The organism is Achromobacter spanius, from assembly GCF_029637605.1.
Lineage (GTDB): Bacteria > Pseudomonadota > Gammaproteobacteria > Burkholderiales > Burkholderiaceae_B > Achromobacter > Achromobacter spanius_E.
In genome coordinates, this window is the sequence record NZ_CP121261.1 from 5,751,072 (window position 1) to 5,773,267 (window position 22,196).

General features: G+C 62.6%; 17 protein-coding genes and 1 tRNA gene. 15 read left to right on the forward strand and 3 right to left on the reverse strand.

Annotated elements, in window-relative coordinates:
- The first annotated feature begins 51 nt into the window (after positions 1–51).
- The 5 genes from P8T11_RS25775 to P8T11_RS25795 all read left to right on the forward strand — a co-directional run bounded on the left by P8T11_RS25775 (position 52) and on the right by P8T11_RS25795 (position 6,564).
- A complete protein-coding gene (locus tag P8T11_RS25775) occupies positions 52–1,707 on the forward strand; it encodes an MFS transporter (RefSeq protein ID WP_268079413.1) in 1,656 nt (551 codons plus the stop codon).
- Positions 1,708–1,724: 17 nt separating this feature from the next.
- Positions 1,725–2,702: a carbon-nitrogen hydrolase family protein gene (locus P8T11_RS25780; RefSeq protein WP_268079412.1), complete on the forward strand. Its 978-nt coding sequence runs from the start codon at positions 1,725–1,727 to the stop codon at positions 2,700–2,702.
- 3 nt (positions 2,703–2,705) lie between these two features.
- On the forward strand, positions 2,706–3,320 hold the full coding sequence (locus tag P8T11_RS25785; protein WP_268079411.1) for a flavin reductase family protein: 615 nt from the start codon (positions 2,706–2,708) through the stop codon (positions 3,318–3,320).
- 23 nt (positions 3,321–3,343) lie between these two features.
- Positions 3,344–4,621, forward strand: a complete 1,278-nt coding sequence (locus P8T11_RS25790) for a DUF2254 domain-containing protein (RefSeq protein ID WP_268079410.1) — start codon at positions 3,344–3,346, stop codon at positions 4,619–4,621.
- Positions 4,622–4,956: 335 nt separating this feature from the next.
- Positions 4,957–6,564, forward strand: a complete 1,608-nt coding sequence (locus tag P8T11_RS25795) for a methyl-accepting chemotaxis protein (RefSeq protein WP_268079409.1) — start codon at positions 4,957–4,959, stop codon at positions 6,562–6,564.
- A 206-nt stretch (positions 6,565–6,770) separates the two neighbouring features.
- On the opposite strand, the gene P8T11_RS25800 is transcribed toward P8T11_RS25795, so the two are convergent.
- Positions 6,771–6,861 (reverse strand) — tRNA-Ser (locus P8T11_RS25800).
- Between the two features lie 287 nt (positions 6,862–7,148).
- Between P8T11_RS25800 and P8T11_RS25805 the strand changes: the two genes are divergently transcribed.
- The 3 genes from P8T11_RS25805 (at position 7,149) to yaaA (ending at position 10,031) form a co-directional block, all read left to right on the forward strand.
- Positions 7,149–8,354, forward strand: a complete 1,206-nt coding sequence (locus tag P8T11_RS25805; protein WP_268079408.1) for a cation:proton antiporter — start codon at positions 7,149–7,151, stop codon at positions 8,352–8,354.
- A gap of 105 nt (positions 8,355–8,459) precedes the next feature.
- On the forward strand, positions 8,460–9,242 hold the full coding sequence (locus P8T11_RS25810) for a 3-hydroxybutyrate dehydrogenase (protein ID WP_268079407.1): 783 nt from the start codon (positions 8,460–8,462) through the stop codon (positions 9,240–9,242).
- Between the two features lie 15 nt (positions 9,243–9,257).
- The gene (gene yaaA, locus P8T11_RS25815; protein WP_268079406.1) at positions 9,258–10,031 is read left to right on the forward strand and encodes a peroxide stress protein YaaA; all 774 of its coding nucleotides are present in this window, start codon (positions 9,258–9,260) and stop codon (positions 10,029–10,031) included.
- Positions 10,032–10,860: 829 nt separating this feature from the next.
- Here the strand turns inward: yaaA and P8T11_RS25820 are convergent.
- Complete coding sequence (locus tag P8T11_RS25820; RefSeq protein ID WP_268079405.1) at positions 10,861–13,161, reverse strand: FUSC family protein; 2,301 nt, start codon at positions 13,159–13,161, stop codon at positions 10,861–10,863.
- 492 nt (positions 13,162–13,653) lie between these two features.
- Here P8T11_RS25820 and P8T11_RS25825 point away from each other — a divergent pair, with 492 nt between their 5' ends.
- The 4 genes from P8T11_RS25825 (at position 13,654) to pssA (ending at position 17,904) form a co-directional block, all read left to right on the forward strand.
- Complete coding sequence (locus tag P8T11_RS25825) at positions 13,654–15,369, forward strand: acetolactate synthase 3 catalytic subunit (RefSeq protein ID WP_268079404.1); 1,716 nt, start codon at positions 13,654–13,656, stop codon at positions 15,367–15,369.
- 10 nt (positions 15,370–15,379) lie between these two features.
- Positions 15,380–15,871, forward strand: a complete 492-nt coding sequence (gene ilvN, locus P8T11_RS25830) for an acetolactate synthase small subunit (RefSeq protein ID WP_050447174.1) — start codon at positions 15,380–15,382, stop codon at positions 15,869–15,871.
- A 76-nt stretch (positions 15,872–15,947) separates the two neighbouring features.
- A complete protein-coding gene (gene ilvC / locus P8T11_RS25835; RefSeq protein WP_046807014.1) occupies positions 15,948–16,964 on the forward strand; it encodes a ketol-acid reductoisomerase in 1,017 nt (338 codons plus the stop codon).
- 166 nt (positions 16,965–17,130) lie between these two features.
- Positions 17,131–17,904 carry a CDP-diacylglycerol--serine O-phosphatidyltransferase gene (gene pssA / locus P8T11_RS25840; protein WP_050447173.1) on the forward strand — a complete coding sequence of 258 codons (774 nt, stop codon included), beginning with the start codon at positions 17,131–17,133 and terminating at the stop codon, positions 17,902–17,904.
- A gap of 82 nt (positions 17,905–17,986) precedes the next feature.
- On the opposite strand, the gene P8T11_RS25845 is transcribed toward pssA, so the two are convergent.
- The gene (locus P8T11_RS25845; protein WP_268079403.1) at positions 17,987–18,505 is read right to left on the reverse strand and encodes a hypothetical protein; all 519 of its coding nucleotides are present in this window, start codon (positions 18,503–18,505) and stop codon (positions 17,987–17,989) included.
- Positions 18,506–18,821: 316 nt separating this feature from the next.
- Here P8T11_RS25845 and rpsO point away from each other — a divergent pair, with 316 nt between their 5' ends.
- The 3 genes from rpsO (at position 18,822) to P8T11_RS25860 (ending at position 22,188) form a co-directional block, all read left to right on the forward strand.
- Entirely contained in the window at positions 18,822–19,091 is a 270-nt protein-coding gene (rpsO, locus tag P8T11_RS25850; protein WP_006223612.1) for a 30S ribosomal protein S15, read from the forward strand.
- A gap of 94 nt (positions 19,092–19,185) precedes the next feature.
- Complete coding sequence (gene pnp / locus P8T11_RS25855; RefSeq protein ID WP_268079402.1) at positions 19,186–21,348, forward strand: polyribonucleotide nucleotidyltransferase; 2,163 nt, start codon at positions 19,186–19,188, stop codon at positions 21,346–21,348.
- Positions 21,349–21,462: 114 nt separating this feature from the next.
- Complete coding sequence (locus P8T11_RS25860; protein ID WP_268079401.1) at positions 21,463–22,188, forward strand: hypothetical protein; 726 nt, start codon at positions 21,463–21,465, stop codon at positions 22,186–22,188.
- The last annotated feature ends 8 nt before the right edge of the window (positions 22,189–22,196 follow it).

Below are 22,196 nucleotides of genomic sequence, written 5' to 3' on the forward strand. Positions count from 1 at the left end.
ATAGTTAATGCATACAGCAGTATCAATCTAAAAACACAGGGGAAAGCAAGCATGGAAGCAAACGTGGCAGCAGTGGGGCGGATCGGCGACGCGCCGACGCTAAGCAGAAAAGAGGAACGTCAGGTGGTGGTGGCGTCCACCTTGGGCACCTTGTTCGAGTGGTACGACTTCTTCATCTACGGGACCCTGGCGGTGTTCATGAGCCAGGTGCTGTTCCCGCAGGACAACCCCACCGTGGCGCTGCTGGCCGCCTTGGGCGCGCTGGCGGTGGGTTTCATCATTCGCCCCTTGGGCGCCGTGATGTTCGGCTACCTGGGCGACAAATGGGGCCGCAAGTACACGTTCCTGATCACGGTCGTGATGATGGGTGGGGCCACCGTGCTGATCGGCTGCCTGCCCACCTATGAATCCGCCGGCCATTTGTCGTGGATCCTGCTGCTGACGTTGCGCGTCGTGCAGGGCCTGGCCGTGGGCGGCGAGTACGGCGGCGCGGTGATCTACGTGGCCGAGCATTGCGAGCCCAAGCGCCGTGGCTTGCTGACCGGGTGGATCCAGATCACCTCGTCGGCCGGCCTGATCCTGTCGCTGGTCGTCATCCTGTGCACCCAGGCGTCCATGAGCGCCGAGGACTTCCGCCAATGGGGATGGCGCCTGCCGTTCATCCTGTCGATCGTGATGCTGGCGATTTCGATCTACGTGCGCGCCAAGCTGCATGAATCGCCCGTCTTCACGCGCATGAAGCAGCAGAACCGCCTGTCGAAGAATCCCATCAAGGAAACGTTCGGCCAATGGTCCAGCCTGCGCCTGGTGCTGCTGGCGCTGATCGGCGTCACCGCCGGCCAGGGCGCCACCTACTTCACGGGCCAGTTCTACGTGATGATCTTCCTGCAGCAAGCCGTGCAGTTGGACCAGACCAGCGTCTACACGCTGATCCTGATCGGCTTCATCATCGGCGCGCCCACGTTCGTGCTGTTCGGCTGGCTGTCTGACCGTATCGGCCGCAAATGGATCATGATGGCGGGCCTCTTCATTGCCGCTCTCGGCTATCACTCGATGTTCGAGGTGCTGTTGAAAGCCGGCAACCCGGCGCTGGCCCAAGCCATGCAGAGCACGCCGGTGCTGGTGCATGCCGATACCAGTGGCGGCGCGTGCGACTTCGGTTTGCAGGCCGCGATGGTCGGCAGCCATGCCGACCACAAGAAAGTGTGCGTGCAGGCCAAGAAATTCCTGGTCGGCAAGGGCATCAACTTTGAATACGCCGCGCCCCTGCCGGGCCAGACCATAGCCATGAGCGTGGGCGGCGTCACCGTCAACGGCTTTGACCGCGCGGGCTATGCCCAGGCTTTGAGCGCGGCTGGCTACCCGGACCGGGCAGACCCCAACCGCGTCGACCGCACCACCATCATCTTGATCCTGGTGCTGATGACCGCCGTGGTCGCGATGGTCTATGGACCGGTGGCATCCTACCTGGTTGAGCTGTTCCCGGCCCGCATCCGCTACACCGCGCTATCCTTCCCGTACCACATCGGCGCGGGCATCTTCGGCGGCATCGTGCCCTTTACCGCCACCTACCTGGCGCAGGCCAGCGGCAATATCTTTGGCGGCTTGATGTATCCGGTTGTCGTGATGGTGGTGGTGGGCATCATCGGCAGCTTGTTCCTGCCGAATACCCGCGCCCAGGCCATCGACGAAGACCCTATCCACTAAAAAAAGCGAGGAGAAACATGTCTGTGCAAGCGAGTTTCAAGGCCGCCGTCATCCAGGCGGCGTCCATCCCGACCGACAGCGTTGCCTGCGCCAACAAGGCCGCGTCGCTGATCCGGCAAGCAGCCGAGCAGGGCGCCCGGGTGCTGGTGTTTCCGGAAGCCTTCCTGGGTGGCTACCCCAAGGGCAATTCCTTCGGCGCGCCCATCGGGGTGCGCAAGCCCGAAGGCCGCGACGCCTTCGCCAGCTATCACCGGCAGGCCGTGCGGCTGGACGGCGAAGAGGTCGGCATCGTGGCGCAGGCCGCCGCCGATACCGACAGCTTTGTCGTCATGGGCTGCATCGAAGCCGACGGCGGCACGCTGTACTGCACCGTGCTGTACTTCAATGGCCGGGAAGGCCTGGTCGGCAAGCACCGCAAGCTGATGCCGACGGCGGGCGAAAGGCTGATCTGGGGCTTTGGCGACGGCTCGACAATGCCTGTCTTCGATACGCCCTATGGCAAGATCGGCGCCGTCATCTGCTGGGAAAACTACATGCCCATGTTGCGCATGTATATGTACAGCCAGGGCGTGGCGCTGTACTGCGCGCCCACGGCCGACGACCGCGATAGCTGGATTCCCAGCATGCGCCACATCGCGCTGGAAGGCCGCTGCTATGTGCTGACCGCCTGCCAGCACCTGCGCCGTGATGCGTATCCTGAAGACTTCGAATGCTCGCTGGGCAATGCGCCCGACACAGTGTTGATGCGGGGCGGCAGCGCCATCATCGACCCCTTGGGCGAAGTGCTGGCCGGCCCGGATTTTTCCGACGAAACCATTCTGTACGCCGACATCAACCCCAACCAGATCCTGCGCGGCAAGTACGACTTCGATGTATCCGGCCACTATGCGCGGCCGGACGTGTTCCAGCTTCGGGTCGACACTCGCGAAAAGCGGGCCGTTTCCGCTGTTTCTGCCGTGTCCACCGGCCATGCGGGCAGCGTGCAGGAGCCTTGAAACATGCATTTTGATTTCAGCGCTCTGCCTTCGCAGACGGTCTACAAGCTGCTGACCTCGACCGTCACCCCCCGCCCGATCGCGTGGGTCACCACGATATCGGGCGACGGGTGCGTCAACGCGGCGCCGTTCAGCTTTTTCAACGTCATGGGGCACCAGCCACCCACGGTTGCCATCGGCCTGATGCGCCGCGCCAACGGTGAACTGAAGGACACCAGCGCCAACATCATCGAAAACGGCGAGTTCGTGGTGAACCTGGTGCCCGAAGCCCTGATGCAGCAAATGAACCAAACCTGCGCGGACTACCCGCCAGGGGTGGATGAGCTGAGCAAGGCGGGGCTGACGGCACTGCCCGCCGCGCACGTGCGCCCGCCCTTGATCCAGGGCAGCCCGGTGTCTTTGGAATGCGTCAGCCAGGCGACCATCGTGACCGGCCCGCGCCAGGTTGTCGTGATCGGCCGGGTGCTGGGCGCGCATGTGGCCGACGCCTATGTGCAAGACGCCGAGCGTGGCTATGTGAACACGACCGAGATGGGCTTGGTGGCCCGCATGCACGGCAGCGGGTGGTACGCTCGCAGCACGGATTTGTTCCAGTTGGCGCGGCCCACGGAACCCTAGCCAAGTCACGGAAAGGAGAAAAGATGGTTGCTCGTTGGCGCTGGGCGTTTAAGCAATTGACCAGGCGCCTGTGGTTCAGGGCCAGTCTTTTCTCGCTGCTGGGCGTGGCGACCGCCTTGCTAGCCGTCATCTTCAAGGGCGCCATTCCTGAAACCTTGCCCGCCCGCATCGGCGCCGATGCGGTGGACAAGATCCTGGGCATCATTGCGTCCAGCATGCTGGCGGTGACCACCTTTTCGCTCAGCACCATGGTGGCGGCTTACGGCGCCGCAAGCAGTGGCGTGACGCCGCGCGCAACCACGCTTGTGATGCAGGACACCACCACGCAGAACGCCCTGGCCACGTTCATCGGCTCGTTTCTGTTCAGCCTCGTGGGCATCATCGCGCTAAGCACGGGGGCCTATGGCGCGCAGGGGCGGGTCTTGCTGTTCGCGGTGACGATCGCGGTGGTGATCCTGATTGTCTACACACTGCTGCGCTGGATCGATCACCTGTCAAAGCTGGGGCGGGTCGGCGAAACCATCGACCGCGTTGAAACCGCCACAATCGACGCTATCCGGCACCGCGTTCAATGGCCATGCCTGGGCGGATCGCCGTATCCGGCGGCCGGCGTGCCTCCCGAGGCTGGACTGGCCGTGGCGAGCGATCAGACGGGCTACGTCCAGCACATCGACGTGCAGGCGCTGGGCCAGATCGCGCGGGAACATCAGGCCTTGATTTACCTGGATGTTTTGCCCGGCGCCTTTGCCCATGTGGGCATGGTGCTGGCGTGGATGGTGCCCGAAACAAGCAACGCGCCGACCACGCGCGAGGCGCCGACCGAGCAAATCCTGGGCGCCATCACCCTGGGCACGCATCGCACCTTTGAGCACGACCCGCGCTTTGGCTTGTCGGTGCTGTCCGAAATCGCGTCCCGCGCCTTGTCGCCAGCGGTCAATGACCCCGGAACGGCCATTGACGTCATCGGCAGGGGCATCAGAAGCCTGACCTGCTGGGGGCAGCCACCGGCCGCGCAAGCGGAGGCCGAACCGGATTGCCAGCGCGTCTACGTGCAAAGCCTGGACGTGGATGATCTGTTCGACGACTTTTTCGGCCCCATCGCCCGAGATGGCGCGGGTTTGCTGGAAGTGGACATGCGCATGACCAAGGCGCTGTTGAGCCTGGCGGAGATCAACCCGACGCTATTCAAGCCGGCCGCTTCCCGGCATGCCGCGCGCTTGCTCAGGTACGCAGAGAATGCGCTGGGGCTGGATGAAGACAAGCGCCGACTTCGCGAGCTGGCTCTGCCCCTGCTGCGTTGAGGGGAGGGGCGGCTTTTGTCGTCGCGGGCGTGCGAAACGCCGCACGTAAAGCGGCGGTCCGGACCCGATTTTGCAAAGGGACGAGCTTGTGCCAATTCGTTCTCCAGTTCCTTGATTGCGGCGCAAATCGCCGCTGCTAGCATCTGCCCGACCACTGCGAGAACCCTCGGTTCACGACTTCTCCGCTGGCAATTCTCATCATCTTTGAACACCATATTTGGGGGCAGATCCATCCAGGGGCTGGCGGGCGTCTGGCTTGCGCGAGCGGCGTTTTAGCAGCCGCGCGCAACTGCCGAAACTGCATTCGCGCGCCTGTCTGGATGGCTGGACGCGGCATGAATAATCTGAAACTTGGAACCCGCCTGGCGGGTGGATTCGGCATTTTGCTGGCCATGATCATCATCATGTGCCTGGTCGGGCTGGTCAGCCTGGCCAACATCAATGCATCGGTTGAAACGGTGACCCAGCGGTCACTGATCAAGGAACGCTGGATCAGCGACTGGGCCCGCAACATCCAGGCCGGTGTCACTCGCACCACCGCCATTGCAAAGAGCACCGACACCAGCCTGGCGGCGTTCTTCACCGAAGAAGCCGCCGCGTCCACGCGGAATTCTTCCGCGTTGCAAAAGCAGATCGAGCCGCTGATACACACTCCCGAAGAGACACAGTTGTGGCAAGGCATCGGCAAGTCCCGAGGCGACTATCTGCGCACGCGCGACGCCATCTTCAAGGCCAAGCAGAGCGGCGACGTGGACACGGTCAACCGGGTCTTCACCGGCGAATTCCTGCCGGCCACACGCCAGTTCATCGACCAGATCACCAAACTGTCTGCCTTGCAGCGCGCCGAGATCGATGCGCGGGCGGCCGATATCCAAAGCGCGTATCGCACGGCTAATTTCTGGATGATCGTCATTGGCTCGGTTGCCCTGGTCAGCGGCTTGCTGCTGGCCGTGCTGCTGACGCGCGGCATTACCCGCCCGCTGTCGGACGCCGTGCGCGTGGCGCGCACCGTTGCCGCCAATGACCTGAGCAGTACCGTTGTTGTGAAATCACGCGACGAGATCGGTCAGTTGATGCAGGCCCTGGCGTCCATGAACGCCAACCTGGCAGGCACCGTCGCGCGCATCCGGACCGGTGTGGACAGTATGGCGTCCGCGTCGGGCGAGATCGCGGCGGGTAACACCGACCTGTCCTCGCGCACCGAACAGCAGGCGGCGTCCCTGGAAGAAACCGCGGCATCCATGGAGCAACTGTCGTCCACCGTGAAGCAGAATGCCGACAGCGCGCGGCAGGCCAACCAGTTGGCGGCCGCCGCGTCGGACACCGCATCGCGCGGCGGCGCGACGGTGTCCGAGGTGGTCAGCACCATGAGCGCGATTTCGTCCAGCTCGGTCAAGATCGCCGATATCGTGTCGGTGATCGACGGCATTGCCTTCCAGACCAACATCCTGGCGTTGAACGCCGCGGTGGAAGCCGCGCGGGCGGGCGAGCAGGGCAAGGGTTTCGCGGTGGTGGCGGCCGAGGTCCGCACGCTGGCGCAACGCAGCGCGCAGGCCGCCAAGGAAATCAAGACGCTGATCGAAGACACGGTGCAAAAGATCAGTCAGGGCTCGATCAGCGCCGAGCGCGCCGGCACCACGATGCAGGAAATCGTCAGCTCGGTGCAGCGCGTGACCGACATCATGGGCGAAATCGCCGCGGCATCGGCCGAGCAGGCCGACGGCATCGAACAGGTCAACCGCGCGGTGTCGCAAATGGACGAGGTGACGCAGCAGAACGCGGCGCTGGTGGAAGAGGCCGCTGCCGCGGCCGGCTCAATGCAGGACCAGGCAGCGGACCTGACGCGCGCGGTCAGTGCGTTCAAATTGCCGGGGGGAGGAAGTGTGGGGCGGGCTCCGGAACGGATCGCGATCGGCCACGCGCTTGCTACCGTGGGGCAGTAGGACAGCGCGAGGGAAGTAGTCCAGGCGCAATCTGGGCTACGACCATGGGTCCATGGCCGGGGTCATAGTCATGGGTTTCAGCCATGGGTCTAAGCCATGGGTCTAAGCCATGGGTCTAAGCCATGGGTCATGGCTTGGCCCATAGCCCACCCAGCGCCACAAAGAAAAAAGCCCCTGATTTCTCAGGGGCTTCGTTCTTGAATACTTGGCGGAGAGGGTGGGATTCGAACCCACGGTACGGGGATACCGTACGCCTGATTTCGAGTCAGGTACATTCGACCACTCTGCCACCTCTCCGTGGCTGGGTTCCAAAACGGTGATCACTTATTTGAAGGGTTCCTTCTTGAGGATTTCCCTTCACGTTTCGTTTTCACTTCAAGATCCCTGGTCGGAAGGATCTTCGTTGTTGGAGCAGCGAAGCCCGCAATTCTACAGGAAATTTTTCCTGTGTGTAAAGAGGGCAAAAAAAATTATTGAAAGGGTGCAGAGCGCACTTCCGGCGGCGCCGATCTTTGTCCAGAATTCGCCCATCCGGGCATCGCGCGCCCAAGCCTACACCAGCCGCCAAGGCGGCATCCTGTTTCATGGACCTGATTCTTATCCTCTTGCTTGCCGCCGTGCTGTGCGTGCCCATTACGCAGCGGCTGGGGTTGGGCGCCATTCCCGGTTACCTGATCGCGGGGGTACTGATCGGACCGTCGTGTCTGAAGCTGGTGACCAATGTCGACACCATGATCAATGTGTCGCAGTGGGGTGTGGTGATGATGCTGTTCATCATCGGGCTGGAGCTGTCGCCCAGGCGGCTATGGGCCATGCGCAGCGAGGTCTTCCTGGTGGGAAGCTTGCAGATGCTGGTTTGCGGGTTGCTGCTGGGGCTGGTGTTTGGCGTGGCGCTCAGGCATCTGGCCGGGATGGAGTGGCAGGCGGCGGTGTTGTGCGGGCTGTCGCTTGCCTTGTCGTCGACGGCGGTGGCGTTGCGGCTGCTGGATGAGCGCAGCTTGACCCGAACGCCGTTGGGCCGCTCGGCCTTGGGCGTGTTGCTGTTTCAGGACATGGCGGCCATTCCGATGCTGGTGGCGGCGGGCTTGCTGGGGTCTGAGGGCACGTCGGCCCCGTCTTTCAAGGAAGCGCTGATCGCCGTGGCGGTGGTGGCGCTGGCCTACCGGCTGCGGCTCTTGGGCTGGGCCGCCAAGGCGCAGTTGAATGAACTTTTTACCGCGGCGGCCTTGCTGATGGTGGTGGGCGCCGCGCAACTGTTCGACTATGCGGGCCTGTCGGCGGGCCTGGGCGGATTTCTGGTCGGGGTGTTGATGGCTGAATCCCGCTATCGGCACGACCTGGAAAAAGCCATCGACCCGTTCAAAGGGCTATTGCTGGGCCTGTTCTTCCTGGCGATCGGCATGTCTGTCAACCTGAAGGTGGTGGCCGACCACTGGACGTTCATCATCGGCTGCGTTGCCGCCTTGCTGGCGATCAAGGCGCTGGTCCTGTATGGATTTGCGCGCTTCATGGGCCTGCCGCGCTACCACCGGCTGCTGTTCGCCATGGTGCTGGCGCAGGGCGGGGAATTCAGTTTCGCCATCTTCAATGAGGCCTGGGACAATCACTTGATCAGCCTGGAGCATCGCGACGTGCTGTCCGTGGTGGTCGCCATATCAATGGGCGTGGTGCCGGTGTTGATCAAGCTGTTGGAGCGCGTGCCGGAGAACCGTGGCGGCATGGCGGATCTGCCTTCGGCTGCCGATGCGGGGTCTGGCTCGGACTCGTCCGACAAACCACCAGGCGCTTGACCCCGCGGCCCGTGGGGTCATGACAAGATTACCGTCAGGTCGGGCGGCTACACTTGACCACGCTTTACGCTTTTCGTCCCTATGCCAGACCACAGGAGAATGCTCATGCTCAAAGGAAAAGTTGCCCTTGTCACCGGTTCCACCAGCGGTATCGGCCTGGGGATCGCCACCGCCTTCGCCCAGCAAGGCGCCGATATCGTCCTGAATGGTTTTGGCGACGCCGCCGCGATCGAGAAAGAGCGCGCGGGCCTGGCCGAGAAGTATGGCGTGAAGGTGATCTACGACGGTGCCGACCTGTCCAAGGGCGATGCGGTGCGTGGGCTGGTGGAAAACGCGGTGCGTCAGATGGGCCGCATCGACATCCTGGTCAACAACGCCGGTATCCAGCACACCGCGCTGATCGAAGACTTTCCGGTTGAAAAGTGGGACGCCATTTTGGCGCTGAACCTGTCGGCGGTGTTTCATGGCACGGCGGCCGCCCTGCCGCACATGAAGAAGCAGGGCTTTGGCCGCATCATCAATATTGCGTCGGCGCACGGACTGGTGGCGTCGGCCAACAAGTCGGCCTATGTGGCCGCCAAGCATGGCGTGGTGGGCTTCACCAAGGTCACGGCGCTGGAAACGGCCGGGCAGGGCATCACCGCCAACGCCATCTGCCCGGGCTGGGTTCGTACCCCGCTGGTGGAAAAGCAGATCACCGCCATGGCTGAAAAGAACGGCGTTGACCAGGAAACCGCCGCGCGCGAACTGCTCAGCGAAAAGCAGCCGTCGCTGCAATTCGTGACCCCGGAACAACTTGGCGGCACGGCCGTGTTCCTGGCATCCGACGCCGCGGCGCAAATTACCGGCACGTCGGTCTCGGTCGATGGCGGCTGGACGGCGCGTTAATAGAGGAACTCTGGAATGTTGTTTTTGCTTTCTCCCGCCAAGAAGCTGGACTACGACTCGCCCCTGCATATCGAGACGCACACCCAGCCGCTGTTCGTGGACCAGGCCGCCGGCCTGATCAAGGTGCTGAAGACCAAGTCGGCGGAAGATATTGCTGACTTGATGAGCCTGAGTCCGGCGCTGTCGGAACTGAATGCGCAGCGTTACGCGCATTGGAAGCGCAGCTTCACCCAGGCGAATTCGCGTCAGGCCGTGTTGGCGTTCAACGGCGATGTGTACGAAGGGCTGGATGCGTCCAGCCTGTCGGCCAAGCAGCTGGATTGGGCGCAAGAGCACGTGGCCATCCTCAGTGGCTTGTACGGCGTGCTGCGCCCGTTGGACCTGATGCAGCCGTATCGCCTGGAAATGGGTACGCGGCTGGAGACGTCCAAGGGCAAGAACCTGTATGAGTATTGGGGGTCGACGATCGCCGATTATCTGAATGAGCGTCAGGCGGGCAAGAAGTCGCCGGTGATTGTCAACTTGGCGTCCGAGGAATACTTCAAGTCGGTCGACTTGAAAACGCTGAAGGCGCGCGTGGTGCAATGCGTGTTCCAGGACTGGAAGAACGGCGCCTGGAAAATCATCAGCTTCCACGCCAAGCGCGCGCGCGGGCTGATGGCGCGCTACGCGATCCAGCATAAGGTTGCCAAGCCGGAAGGGTTGCAGGGCTTTGACCTGGAAGGCTACGCCTACGACGCATCTGTTTCAACGGAAGACAAGCTGGTGTTCCGTCGTAAGGTGGGGTGATTGTGATGGGTTCCGCGCGTTAAGCGGTAGGTTGCTTGCGCGGTCTAACCCGCGCTGCACCCATCCTACGTTTTGTGGTGCGTCGGGGCGATCGTGATGGGTTTCGCGCGATTGGCGGTGGGTTCTTGCCCCGGGTCAACGCGCGCTGCACCCATCCTACGTTTCGGGGCGAATTGGGGCGATCGCGATGGGTTTCGCGCGATTGGCGGTGGGTTCTTGCCCCGGGTCAACGCGCGCTGCACCCATCCTACGTTTCGGGGCGAATTGGGGCGATCGTGATGGGTTTCGCGCGATTGGCGGTGGGTTCTTGCCGGGGGCAACGCGCGCTGCACCCATCCTACGTTCCGGGGCGAATTGGGGCGATCGTGATGGGTTTCGCGCGATTGGCGGCGGGTTCTTGGCCGGGGGCAACGCGCGCTGCACCCATCCTACGTTTCGGGGCGAATTGGGGCGATCGTGATGGGTTTCGCGCGATTGGCGGCGGGTTCTTGCCGGGGGCAACGCGCGCTGCACCCATCCTACGTTTCGGGGCGAATTGGGGCGATCGCGATGGGTTTCGCGCGATTGGCGGTGGGTTCTTGCCGGGGGCAACGCGCGCTGCACCCATCCTACGTTCCGGGCAAACTGGCACGATCGTAGGATGGGTGTGGCGCGAGACCGTTTTAAAAAGAAAGAAATCGCTCAACGCGCGAACCCATCAAGCAGCGCTGAATTTTTAACAGGATCAGCCACAAGCTCGCGGGTGTCTGATGGGTTGCGCGCGATCGGCGGACCCTTCTTGCCCACGTCAACCCGCGCTGCACCCATCCTACCTATCCAACCGCATCATTCACGCTGCCGCCGCTACGGGCGGGCTATGCGTGGGGTCGGCCAGCGCTTGCAGTTCCTGGCGGATCATGTGCGCTGCTTTCAGCATCTGCTTCAGCGGATACGCCAACGCCGCCTGTTCGCCGGCCGTGTCGAACTGCGTGGGCAGGGGCGTGGCGATTTGGGGGCGCTTTTCGTCCAGCAGGTCGACCATGCCGTTCAGCGCCAACTGCACCGCTTCAGGCGTCTTGGGTAGCGCCGCCAGAATGGGTATTGCCGCCGTGATCTGCGACGCCAGCACATGGTTCTGGATCAGCAGGTTGTTTAATTCCGGCACGCTGAGCTGGTGCGATTTGGGTTCGCTCATCATGCGGTAGAACGCTTCGGCGAAATTGCTGAATGCAATGTGCACGTTCTTGCGAGCCAGGCGCCAGGCCAGGTCGGCATCGATGACGGCGGGGGTGTCCGCGGCGGCGGTGGCGTTTGTTGCGGCGTTCGCGGCTGTGGTCGTGGCGGTATTCGTACCCGCAGTCGTACCCGCATTTGCGCCCGCATTCGTGGCGGGCCCCGCGTGCGTTTGCATGGCTTCAACGTAGCGCAGCCCGGCCAGCAAGTATTCCCGGTTGGCGCGGGTGGCGGCGGCGGCCAGAGGTTTCAGATAGCGTGCTTCCCACCACGGCAGGATGTAGCTGCAGATCAGCGCCAGCGCGCAGCCCAGCAGCGTGTCGATGGCGCGTTCGCCAATCACCGACATCGACACGGTGCCCGGCGACACGAAGTGGAACACCAGCACCACGAAGAGCGTGTTGAAGATGGCGCTGGCCATGTAGTTCAGTTGCACCAGGCTGTTGCCCATGATGCAGGCGCCCAGCAGCACGGCGAACAGGATCTCGGGGCGGTCGGTCAGATTGAACAGCAGCAGCGCGCAAATGCAGCCGATCAAGGTGCCGCCCAGCCGCCAGCCATTGCGCTGCCGCGTCAGCGCGAAGCCGGGCTTCATGATGATGACGATGGTCAGCATGATCCAGTAGTTGTGCGCGGAAAACTCCGGCGACAGCCAGCGGCTGGCCAGTGTCATGGCGATGGCGGCGGCCGCTGTCACCCGCAGCGCGTAACGGAAATGCGGCGAATCCAGCCGCAGGTTGCTGGTCAACAGCCCAAAGCGGAATTCCTGGCGCGAGATGAAGCGCGTCAACGATTTGTTGATGCGCAGCACGTCGGTGGGCTTGGCGTCCGGCGATGCCGCCGTGTGGTCGGCCAGGCGGTCGACGATGCGGGCCGAATTGCGCAGGCGGCGCAGTACCTGGATGATCAGCGCCAGCATCTCGGGTTCGCGCTCGCCCAGGCCTTGCTGCTTGAGCTGTTCGATTTCGTATTCGATGGCGCGCAGTTCCGCCTTGGCGCTGCTGCGGTACTGCACCTGGCGGCCGCGCGACACGTCCAGCGCAATGCGGTTGAGTTCCAGCGACATCTTCACCAGCGCGTCGCGCATGAACATCAGGCAGTCATTGCCCGCCAGCGTGCGACGCAGCGCGGCGTAGTCGGTGTGGGTGGCGACCAGCGTGTCCAGCAGTTGCAGCATGTCGACGAACATGTTCCAGATCATCACGCGCTGGCGGTCGCCCACGCCCTTGCCGCGCGGCAGGGCGCGCAGCACCATGTCGCGCGCCGCCTGGTGTTTTTCCGTCATGACGGACTGGCGCTGGATCAGGGTGCGATAGGCCTCGTCCAGGTCGGCCGTCTCGTCGTAGAAGGCGGCGCGGGCGGCCACGTAGTCGGCCGTGGCGAACAGCGCCACAGACATGGCCTGCTGTTCCTCGCGCAGCCAGAACAGGCGCGAAAATCCCAGGCTGAACACCACATAGAAAAGCGCCCCGCCCAAGGTGGCGACGGCGTGCGCGAACACTTCGTGTGGCTGTAGCGGCGAATGCATCGTCAAGGTCATCAGCAGCAGGCCGGCAAAGCCGATCAGCCCGCCGCGCTTGCCGAACACCGTGAACATCGAATAGACGAAGCATTGTGCAATCACCACCAGCCAGATCAGGATGGGATTGGTGGAAGCGAGCCCCGTGATGATGACGGTAATGGTGCCCAGCGCGGCCCCGCCCAGCATTTCATTGGTGCGATGGCGCTGCGGCCCGCCCGGTTGGTCGATGATGGCCAGGCACTGCGCGCCGAAGGTCGCAACCAGCCCGGTGGTGTAGTTGCCGAACAGCCCGCCCAGCACCAGCACGGGCAACAGCATGCCAACCCCCTGGCGCACCCCTCCGAAGAAGTAGTGGCTGTAGAGGAAACGGCGAATGCTGGCAATGCGCAAATCCATGGGGCGGGTCTGGGTTCGAGGCGACGCAACAAGTATAGAGAGGCCGAGGGATTTTTAGGGGTCGGATGGTTACCGGACTTTCCCGCAATTTGCACTGCATCGCGCGCGCAACGGTCGTTTCACGTCGATTTGCTACCTTTGACGCAACGCGGTAAATTCCACCTCTTGCGCCGGTCTGCCTATCCGATACCGGCGCGTTGAGGCGGATGGTACGGGTCACCTCCCCAGCCATCCTGCCGCAGTGATACTTGCTGTTGGCCGCGCCACAAGCGTGTGTTGCCAAAGCTTCCATTTCGACCTCCAGCGTCCCCAAGGGGCGTTTGCACTGCGTTCTGTCGAGCGTGTGCCGGGTCGGCAGGGTGTCCGGGTGGCGTGGCTCCGTGAGCCGCTAAGCGCCGGATCATGTTGTCGTAGCCGGTATGGGTTCCGTTGCCGCCGTATCCGGGCGAGCAGCAGTCAGGGTTGCAGGGCCGGTACTGAAAGGAAATAAACATGGAAATGAATGGCGCCGATATCGTCGTGCGCTGCCTGGCCGATGAGGGCGTGGAACACGTTTTCGGCTATCCCGGCGGCGCAGTGCTTTACATCTACGACGCGATCTTCAAGCAAGACAAATTTCAGCATATCCTGGTTCGTCACGAGCAAGCCGCCGTGCACGCCGCCGATGCCTATTCGCGCTCGTCGCAAAAGGTTGGCGTCTGCCTTGTGACCAGCGGCCCGGGCGTGACCAATGCCGTCACCGGCATCGCCACCGCCTATATGGATTCCATCCCCATGGTCATCATCAGCGGGCAAGTGCCCACTGCGGCCATCGGCGAAGATGCGTTCCAGGAATGCGACACCGTCGGCATCACGCGCCCCTGCGTCAAGCACAACTTCCTGGTGCGTGACGTCAAGGATCTGGCCGAAACGATGCGCCGCGCGTTCTACATCGCGCGCACGGGCCGCCCCGGCCCGGTGCTGGTCGATATCCCCAAGGACATCACCGTCGCGCAGTGCAAGTACACGCCGCCCAAGGGCGAGATCTCGATGCGTTCCTACGCGCCCGTCAACAAGGGCCACCAGGGGCAAATCAAGAAAGCCGTGCAGATGCTGCTGGCCGCCGAACGGCCCATGATCTACACCGGTGGCGGGGTCATCCTGTCGAACGCCGCGCCCGAGCTCAACAAGCTGGTGTCGCAACTGGGCGCGCCCTGCACCAGCACCCTGATGGGTCTGGGCGGCTACCCGGCCAGCAGCGGCCAGTTCGTGGGCATGCCCGGCATGCACGGCACCTACGAAGCCAATATGGCGATGCAGCACTGTGACGTGCTGCTGGCCATTGGCGCGCGTTTCGATGACCGCGTGATCGGCAACCCCAAGCACTTCGCGCAGAACGCCCGCAAGATCATCCATATCGATATCGACCCGTCGTCGATCTCCAAGCGCGTGCGCGTGGACGTCCCGATCGTCGGCAACGTCAAGGATGTGCTGGCCGACCTGTCCACCCAATTCGAAGTGGCGGCCGCCGAGCACAAGCCCGCGTCCATCACCAAGTGGTGGGAGCAGGTCGAGACCTGGCGCGGCAAGGAATGCCTGAAGTTCGCCAATTCGGACGAAGTCATCAAGCCGCAGTACGTGGTGGAAAAGCTCTGGGAAGTGACGGGCGGCGACGCTTTCGTCACGTCCGACGTGGGCCAGCACCAGATGTGGGCGGCCCAGTACTACAAGTTTGACAAGCCGCGCCGCTGGATCAACTCCGGTGGCCTGGGCACCATGGGTGTGGGGCTGCCGTACGCCATGGGCGTGCAGATGGCCAACCCTGGGCACGACGTCGCCGTCATCACCGGCGAAGCGTCGATCCAGATGAACATCCAGGAACTGTCGACCTGCCATCAATACCGCCTGACGCCCAAGATCGTCTGCCTGAACAACCGTTTTCTGGGCATGGTCCGGCAATGGCAGCAGATCGATTACGGCTCGCGCTATTCCGAGTCCTACATGGATTCGCTGCCCGACTTCGTCAAGGTGGCCGAAGCCTACGGCCATGTGGGTCTGCGCATTGAGCGTCCGGCGGATGTCGAACCCGCGCTGCGCGAAGCCTTTGGCAAGCACAAGGAACGCCTGGTCTTTCTGGACTTCATCACCGACCGCACTGAAAACGTGTGGCCGATGGTCAAGGCCGGCCGTGGGCTGACCGAAATGCTGCTTGGCTCTGAAGACCTGTAAGGAGGCCCCCATGAAGCACGTGATTTCCGTCCTCCTCGAAAACGAACCCGGCGCGCTGTCGCGCGTGGTGGGGCTGTTTTCCGCGCGGGGCTACAACATTGAAACCCTGACCGTGGCGCCCACCGAGGACGCCACGCTGTCGCGCATGACCATCGTGACCACCGGCTCGGATGATGTGATCGAACAGATCACCAAGCACCTGAACCGCCTGGTGGATGTCGTTAAAGTGGTGGACCTGACCGAAGGCGCCCACATCGAGCGCGAGCTGATGCTGGTGAAGGTGCGCGCCGTTGGCAAGGAACGCGAAGAGATGAAGCGCATGGCGGATATTTTCCGTGGCCGCATCATCGACGTGACCGACAAGTCCTACACCATCGAATTGACCGGGGTGCAGGAAAAAGTACAGGCCTTCCTGGAGGCCCTGGACCGCAGTGCCATCCTTGAAACCGTACGCACCGGCGTGTCCGGCATCGGACGCGGTGAACGGATTTTGAAGATTTGACCGGCCTTCCAGGCCACGCCACACCCTACATCTGAATTAATCGAATATCCAAAATACTGGAATCTGGAGCACAACCATGAAAGTTTTCTACGACAAAGACTGCGATCTGTCCCTCATCAAAGGCAAGACCGTTGCCATCATCGGCTACGGTTCGCAAGGCCATGCGCACGCGCAGAACCTGCATGAATCGGGCGTGAAGGTCATCGTCGGCCTGCGCAAGGACGGCGCTTCGTGGAACAAGGCCGCCAACGCTGGCCTGGAAGTCAAGGAAGTGGCTGATGCCGTGAAGGCCGCCGACATCGTCATGATGTTGCTGCCCGACGAGAACATCGCCTCGGTCTACAACAAGGAAGTGCACGGCAACATCAAGGCCGGCGCCGCCCTGGCTTTCGCCCACGGCTTCAACGTCCACTACGGTCAGGTCGTGCCGCGTGAAGACATCGACGTCATCATGATCGCCCCGAAGGCCCCCGGCCACACGGTGCGCAACACGTACAAGCAAGGTGGCGGCGTGCCCCACTTGGTGGCCGTGTACCAGGACAAGTCGGGCGCCGCGCGTGACGTGGCCCTGTCGTACGCCAGCGCCAACGGCGGCGGCCGTGCCGGCATCATCGAAACCAACTTCCGCGAAGAAACCGAAACCGACCTGTTCGGCGAACAAGCCGTGCTGTGCGGCGGTACCGTCGAACTGATCAAGGCCGGTTTCGACACCCTGGTGGAAGCCGGCTACGCGCCCGAAATGGCGTACTTCGAATGCCTGCACGAACTGAAGCTGATCGTCGACCTGATCTATGAAGGCGGCATCGCCAACATGAACTACTCGATTTCGAACAACGCCGAATTCGGCGAGTACGAAACGGGCCCGAAGATCGTCACCGACGAAACCCGCAAGGCCATGCGCCAGTGCCTGACGGACATCCAGACCGGCGAATACGCCAAGAAGTTCATCCTGGAAAACACCGCCGGTGCCCCGACGCTGACCTCGCGTCGCCGCATCAACGCGGAATCTCAGATCGAGCAAGTGGGCGGCAAGCTGCGCGCCATGATGCCCTGGATCGCCGCCAACAAGCTGGTGGACAAGTCCAAGAACTGATCGACGCCCGGCGCGGGCTGGCCCCGCGCCCCGTCTGCCAAGACGGCATGCCTCTACAGGGCATGCCTTTTTTTATTGCCTTTTCCCCAGGCATGGCACTTGCTCTGTCCCGCAAGCGGGGCCATATGAGTTAACCTTTCACAGTCCGTTGTAAGTTATTGAGACCATGCCCAATTTTTCCATGCGCGATTCCGAGAACCGCCACCGAAGTATCTACTTGCTGCCCAACGCATTCACCACCGCTGCGCTGTTTGCGGGGTTCTATGCCGTTGTGCAGGCAATGAATGATCGCTTCGAAGTTGCCGCCATCGCCATTTTCGTGGCCATGGTGCTGGACGGCATGGATGGCCGGGTGGCTCGCCTGACCAACACGCAATCGGCATTTGGTGAGCAATATGACTCTTTGTCCGACATGACGTCTTTTGGCGTGGCGCCCGCGCTGGTCATGTACGAATGGATTCTGAATGACCTGGGCCGTTGGGGCTGGCTGGCCGCCTTTGTCTATGTGGCCGGTGCAGCGCTGCGCCTGGCGCGGTTCAACACCAACATCGCCGTCGTCGACAAACGTTATTTCCAGGGCTTGCCCAGCCCGGCCGCTGCCGCGCTGGTGGCGGGTTTTGTGTGGCTGGCGGTGGACAACAAGCTGCCCATTCACGACAGCCTGATGGCTTGGGTGGCGTTCACGCTGACCATGTACGCTGGCATCACCATGGTGTCCAACGCCCCGTTCTTCAGTGGCAAGAGTTTTGCGCTGGGCCGTAGCGTGCCGTTCTGGGGCATCCTGCTGGTGGTGGCGGTATTCGTGTTCGTGTCCAGCGACCCCCCGGTCGTGCTGTTCGGGCTGTTCGTGCTGTATGGCTTGTCGGGTTGGGTCATGTGGGGCTGGCGCTGGAACAAGGCGCGCCGCCTGACGCAAGAGCGCCGCAGCCATTCGTCCTGATCCGCTGATCGCTGCTTTTCAACGCGCAGCCATTTAAAAAACCCGCCAGTTCTTATTGGCGGGTTTTTTGTTGATGGCGAGTTCAGCGCCACATGAATCTGTCGTCGTCGTACATGGGGTCGGGGCCAGGGTGGAAGTGCGTCACCTTGCTGCCGTCGCGGCTCATGTAGACGTACATCAGCGAATTCCACACGCCGTTTTCCTTGTACCGATACGACCACACGACTTCGCGCTTTTCGCCCAGGCCCGTTTGATCGATTTGGGCGGGTGGCCCGAATTCGCAGCGTACGCGGTCTGGCCCCCAATCGCCGGTTTCCAGCACTTTGAAGTGCGCGTCCGTCAGCAGGGGCAGCACCTGGCCCACGCGGCCGTCGGTGCCGACGTTGGTACCCCAGGCGTATTGGCCCATGGGCTGTTGCGTCCAGATGACGCGGCGCCCGCCACCGGCTTGGGGGCATTCGAAGTTGGGTTGGCCGAATTGGGTAAGCACTTCCCCGTAGGGAGTACCGGGCGGGATCTGAGTCATGTTGGCGCAAGCCGCCAAGCTGGCGATCGCCAGGGTCGCCAGGGCCACACGCGCGGGCCTGAAATATTTAGACATGTGTTTGCTCCTCAAGGGCGCCGGTCGGGGCGCTGCGGCCGGTACCGGCCCCCAAAACCACCTGTGGGGTAATTCTAGCGAATCAGCTATAATCGCCGAGCTTTATCAAGTGTATTGATTTTGCAAGATGCTTTGCGCCGGCAGTCTGGCTGCAGAGTGGCCCCCAACCTGGAACATTCCGTGTGTGGTGGACCATTCTGGCAGCTATTGAAGCAGCAGTGAGAAAGCAAAAACGCTTATCGCCGGAATTCACGCAAATTTTTTCCAAACCACGTCAGGGCACCTCGGCCCTGTCGCATGTCCGAAGAGGTCATCAATGTCTGTAGCTGACATCAAGAAATCCGATATCGTTGCGCAATTCCAACGCGCTCAAGGCGATACCGGCTCCCCCGAAGTTCAGGTGGCTCTGCTCACCGCCCGTATCAACGAACTGACTGGTCACTTCAAAGAACACATGAAGGACCATCACTCGCGCCGCGGTCTGCTGCGTATGGTCAGCCGTCGCCGCAAGCTGCTCGACTATCTCAAGGGCCGCAATCCCGATTCGTACCGCGCTCTGATCGAAAAACTCGGTCTGCGCAAGTGATCGACGGGGCTGGCTCCCCATGACGCAATAACCGTGGTCGGTGCGACGTATTGTCGCAGCGGCCACGGTTTTTCATTTGTAAGGAATAATCGTCATGTTCAACAAAGTGACAAAATCGTTCCAGTACGGCCAGCACACGGTCGTCCTGGAAACTGGCGAGATCGCTCGCCAGGCCTCCGGCGCCGTTGTGGTGTCGATCGAGGACACCGTTGTCCTGGCCACCGTTGTGGCCTCCAAGAAGGCCAAGCCGGGTCAAACGTTTTTCCCGCTGACCGTCGACTACATCGAGAAGACCTACGCCGCCGGCCGTATTCCGGGTGGGTTCTTCAAGCGTGAAGGCAAGCCCTCCGAAAAGGAAACGCTGACCTCGCGCCTGATCGACCGTCCGCTGCGCCCGCTGTTCCCGGAAGACTTCTACAACGAAGTCCAGGTGGTCATCCACACGCTGTCGGTCAACCCCGAGATTGATCCCGACATGGCCGCCATGATCGGCGCCTCGGCCGCACTGGCCATTTCGGGCATCCCGTTCAACGGCCCGATCGGCGCCGCGCGCGTGGGCTACATCGACGGCCAATACGTCCTGAACCCGACCGCGTCGCAACTGAAGTCGTCCAAGCTGGACCTGGTGGTTGCCGGTACGGAAAACGCCGTACTGATGGTGGAATCGGAAGCCCAACAGCTTTCCGAGGAAATCATGCTGGGCGGCGTGGTGTTTGGCCACGAGCAGATGCAGTCCGTCATCAACGCCATTCACGAACTGGTCAAGGATGCCGGCAAGCCCGAATGGGATTGGCAAGCGCCCGCCAAGGATGAAGCCCTGATCGCCGCCGTGACCGCGGCTGCCCAGGATGGCCTGAACGCCGCCTACCAGATCCGCGACAAGCAGGCCCGCACCGCCAAGCTGCGCGAAGTGTCGGCCGACGTGTCGGCCAAGCTGGCTGCCGCCGCCGCTGAAAAGGGCGAGCCGCTGCCTGACGCCGTGACCGTCGACAACATCATGTTCTCGCTGGAATCGGCCATCGTTCGCGGTCAGATCCTGAACGGCGAACCGCGTATCGACGGTCGCGACACCCGCACCGTTCGCCCCATCAGCGTGCGTCTGGGCGTGCTGCCCCGCGCACACGGCAGCGCGCTGTTCACCCGTGGTGAAACGCAGGCGTTGGTCGTGGCCACGCTGGGCACCAAGCAAGACGAGCAGATCATCGACGCGCTCATGGGTGAATACCGCGACCGCTTCATGATGCACTACAACATGCCTCCGTTCGCCACCGGCGAAACGGGCCGCATCGGTGTACCCAAGCGCCGCGAAATCGGTCACGGCCGTCTGGCCAAGCGCGCGCTGATCCCGCTGCTGCCGGCACCGGAAGATTTCCAGTATTCGATCCGCATCGTGTCGGAAATCACCGAGTCCAACGGCTCGTCGTCGATGGCTTCGGTCTGCGGCGGCTCGCTGGCCATGATGGACGCTGGCGTGCCGGTCAAGGATCACGTGGCCGGCGTGGCCATGGGTCTGATCCTGGACGGCGGCAAGTTCGCCGTGCTGACCGACATTCTGGGTGACGAAGACCACCTGGGCGACATGGACTTCAAGGTTGCGGGCACCGAAAACGGCGTCACCGCACTGCAGATGGACATCAAGATCCAGGGCATCACCAAGGAAATCATGCAAGTGGCGCTGGCGCAAGCCCGCGAAGGCCGCCTGCACATCCTGACCAAGATGAAGGAAGCGCTGGACGGTTCGCGTGGCGAGCTCTCGGCTTTCGCCCCGCGCATGCTGACCATCAAGATCAACCCCGAGAAGATCCGTGACGTGATCGGCAAGGGCGGCGCCACCATCCGCGCGCTGACCGAAGAAACCGGCACGCAGATCGACATCTCCGACGACGGCACGATCGTGATCGCCAGCGTTGACGAAGCGCAGGCCAAAGAAGCCCAGCGCCGCATCGTCGAACTGACGGCCGACGTTGAAGTGGGCCAGATGTACGAAGGCTCGGTCCTGCGTCTGCTGGACTTCGGCGCCATCGTGCAAGTGCTGCCGGGCCGCGACGGCCTGCTGCACATCTCGGAAATCGCCAACTACCGCATCGCGAACATCAACGATGTGCTGAAGGTCGGCCAGCAAGTCCGCGTCAAGGTCATCGAGGCCGACGACAAGGGCCGCCTGCGCCTGTCCATCAAGGCAATCGGCGGTATCGAAGCGCAGCAACCCGCTGCCGCTCCCGATGCAGCCCCCCAATCGGAACCGCAAGCTGAATAAGCTTGCTGCCTGATTGAACGAAGAACGGCACCGCAAGGTGCCGTTTTTTTTGGGCCTGGCCACCTTTCCTGTAAAGTCTTGCGCCAGACGGAGGGAATAACGGATGAGCCAAGCATGAGGGGATGGGCGGCGGGCACCACCGCCGTGGCGCTGCTTGCCGCGCTGCTGACCGGCTGCATGAGCAGCCCCGGTCCGGGCCAGCGCGGGCCCAAAGGCGAAGCCATGTCCGCCGACCAGTTCGGCCAGACGGATTTCAACCGCACGGTCACGCTGGAAGTGCGCGACAACCTGGACAGTCTGTATTCGCTGCTGGACAAACTCTACCGCCGCAACCCTCGCGAATGGCGCAAGACCGGCGTGGCGGACCACAAGACAGCCGTTGACCGCGTCAAGCACGCCATCGAAGTCCGCGTTCCGCCGGGCGACCTGGCCGGCCTGCGAGACATTCAGATCCTGGCGGTGTCGTTGGACCCGAACTACACCGGCGACCGCGTTGGCGCCTTCATTTATGGCCTGGCGGACACCATCATCGCGGCGCACAACGGCAAGACCCGCCTGTACGCCACCGACGCGCTGGACGGTCAGCGGGTCTACAATGCCGCACGGAATGTCGAGGCCGCCGCCTGGCTGCTGGCGTCGCGCCGCAACAACCAGGGCGAACTGCTTTTGCTGGCCAATGAAATGTCTCCCACCGCCACGAACCTGAGCTTCGAGCGCGAGTTCGGCGCCATCATTGGCCGGCTGGACCTGATCGCCAACCTGCTTGGTGAAAATTCGCGCCGCATCGGCATCAACTATGCGCAGGGCCTCCTGCTGTTCAATTTTCTGCCTGTGCGTTAACAGGATCT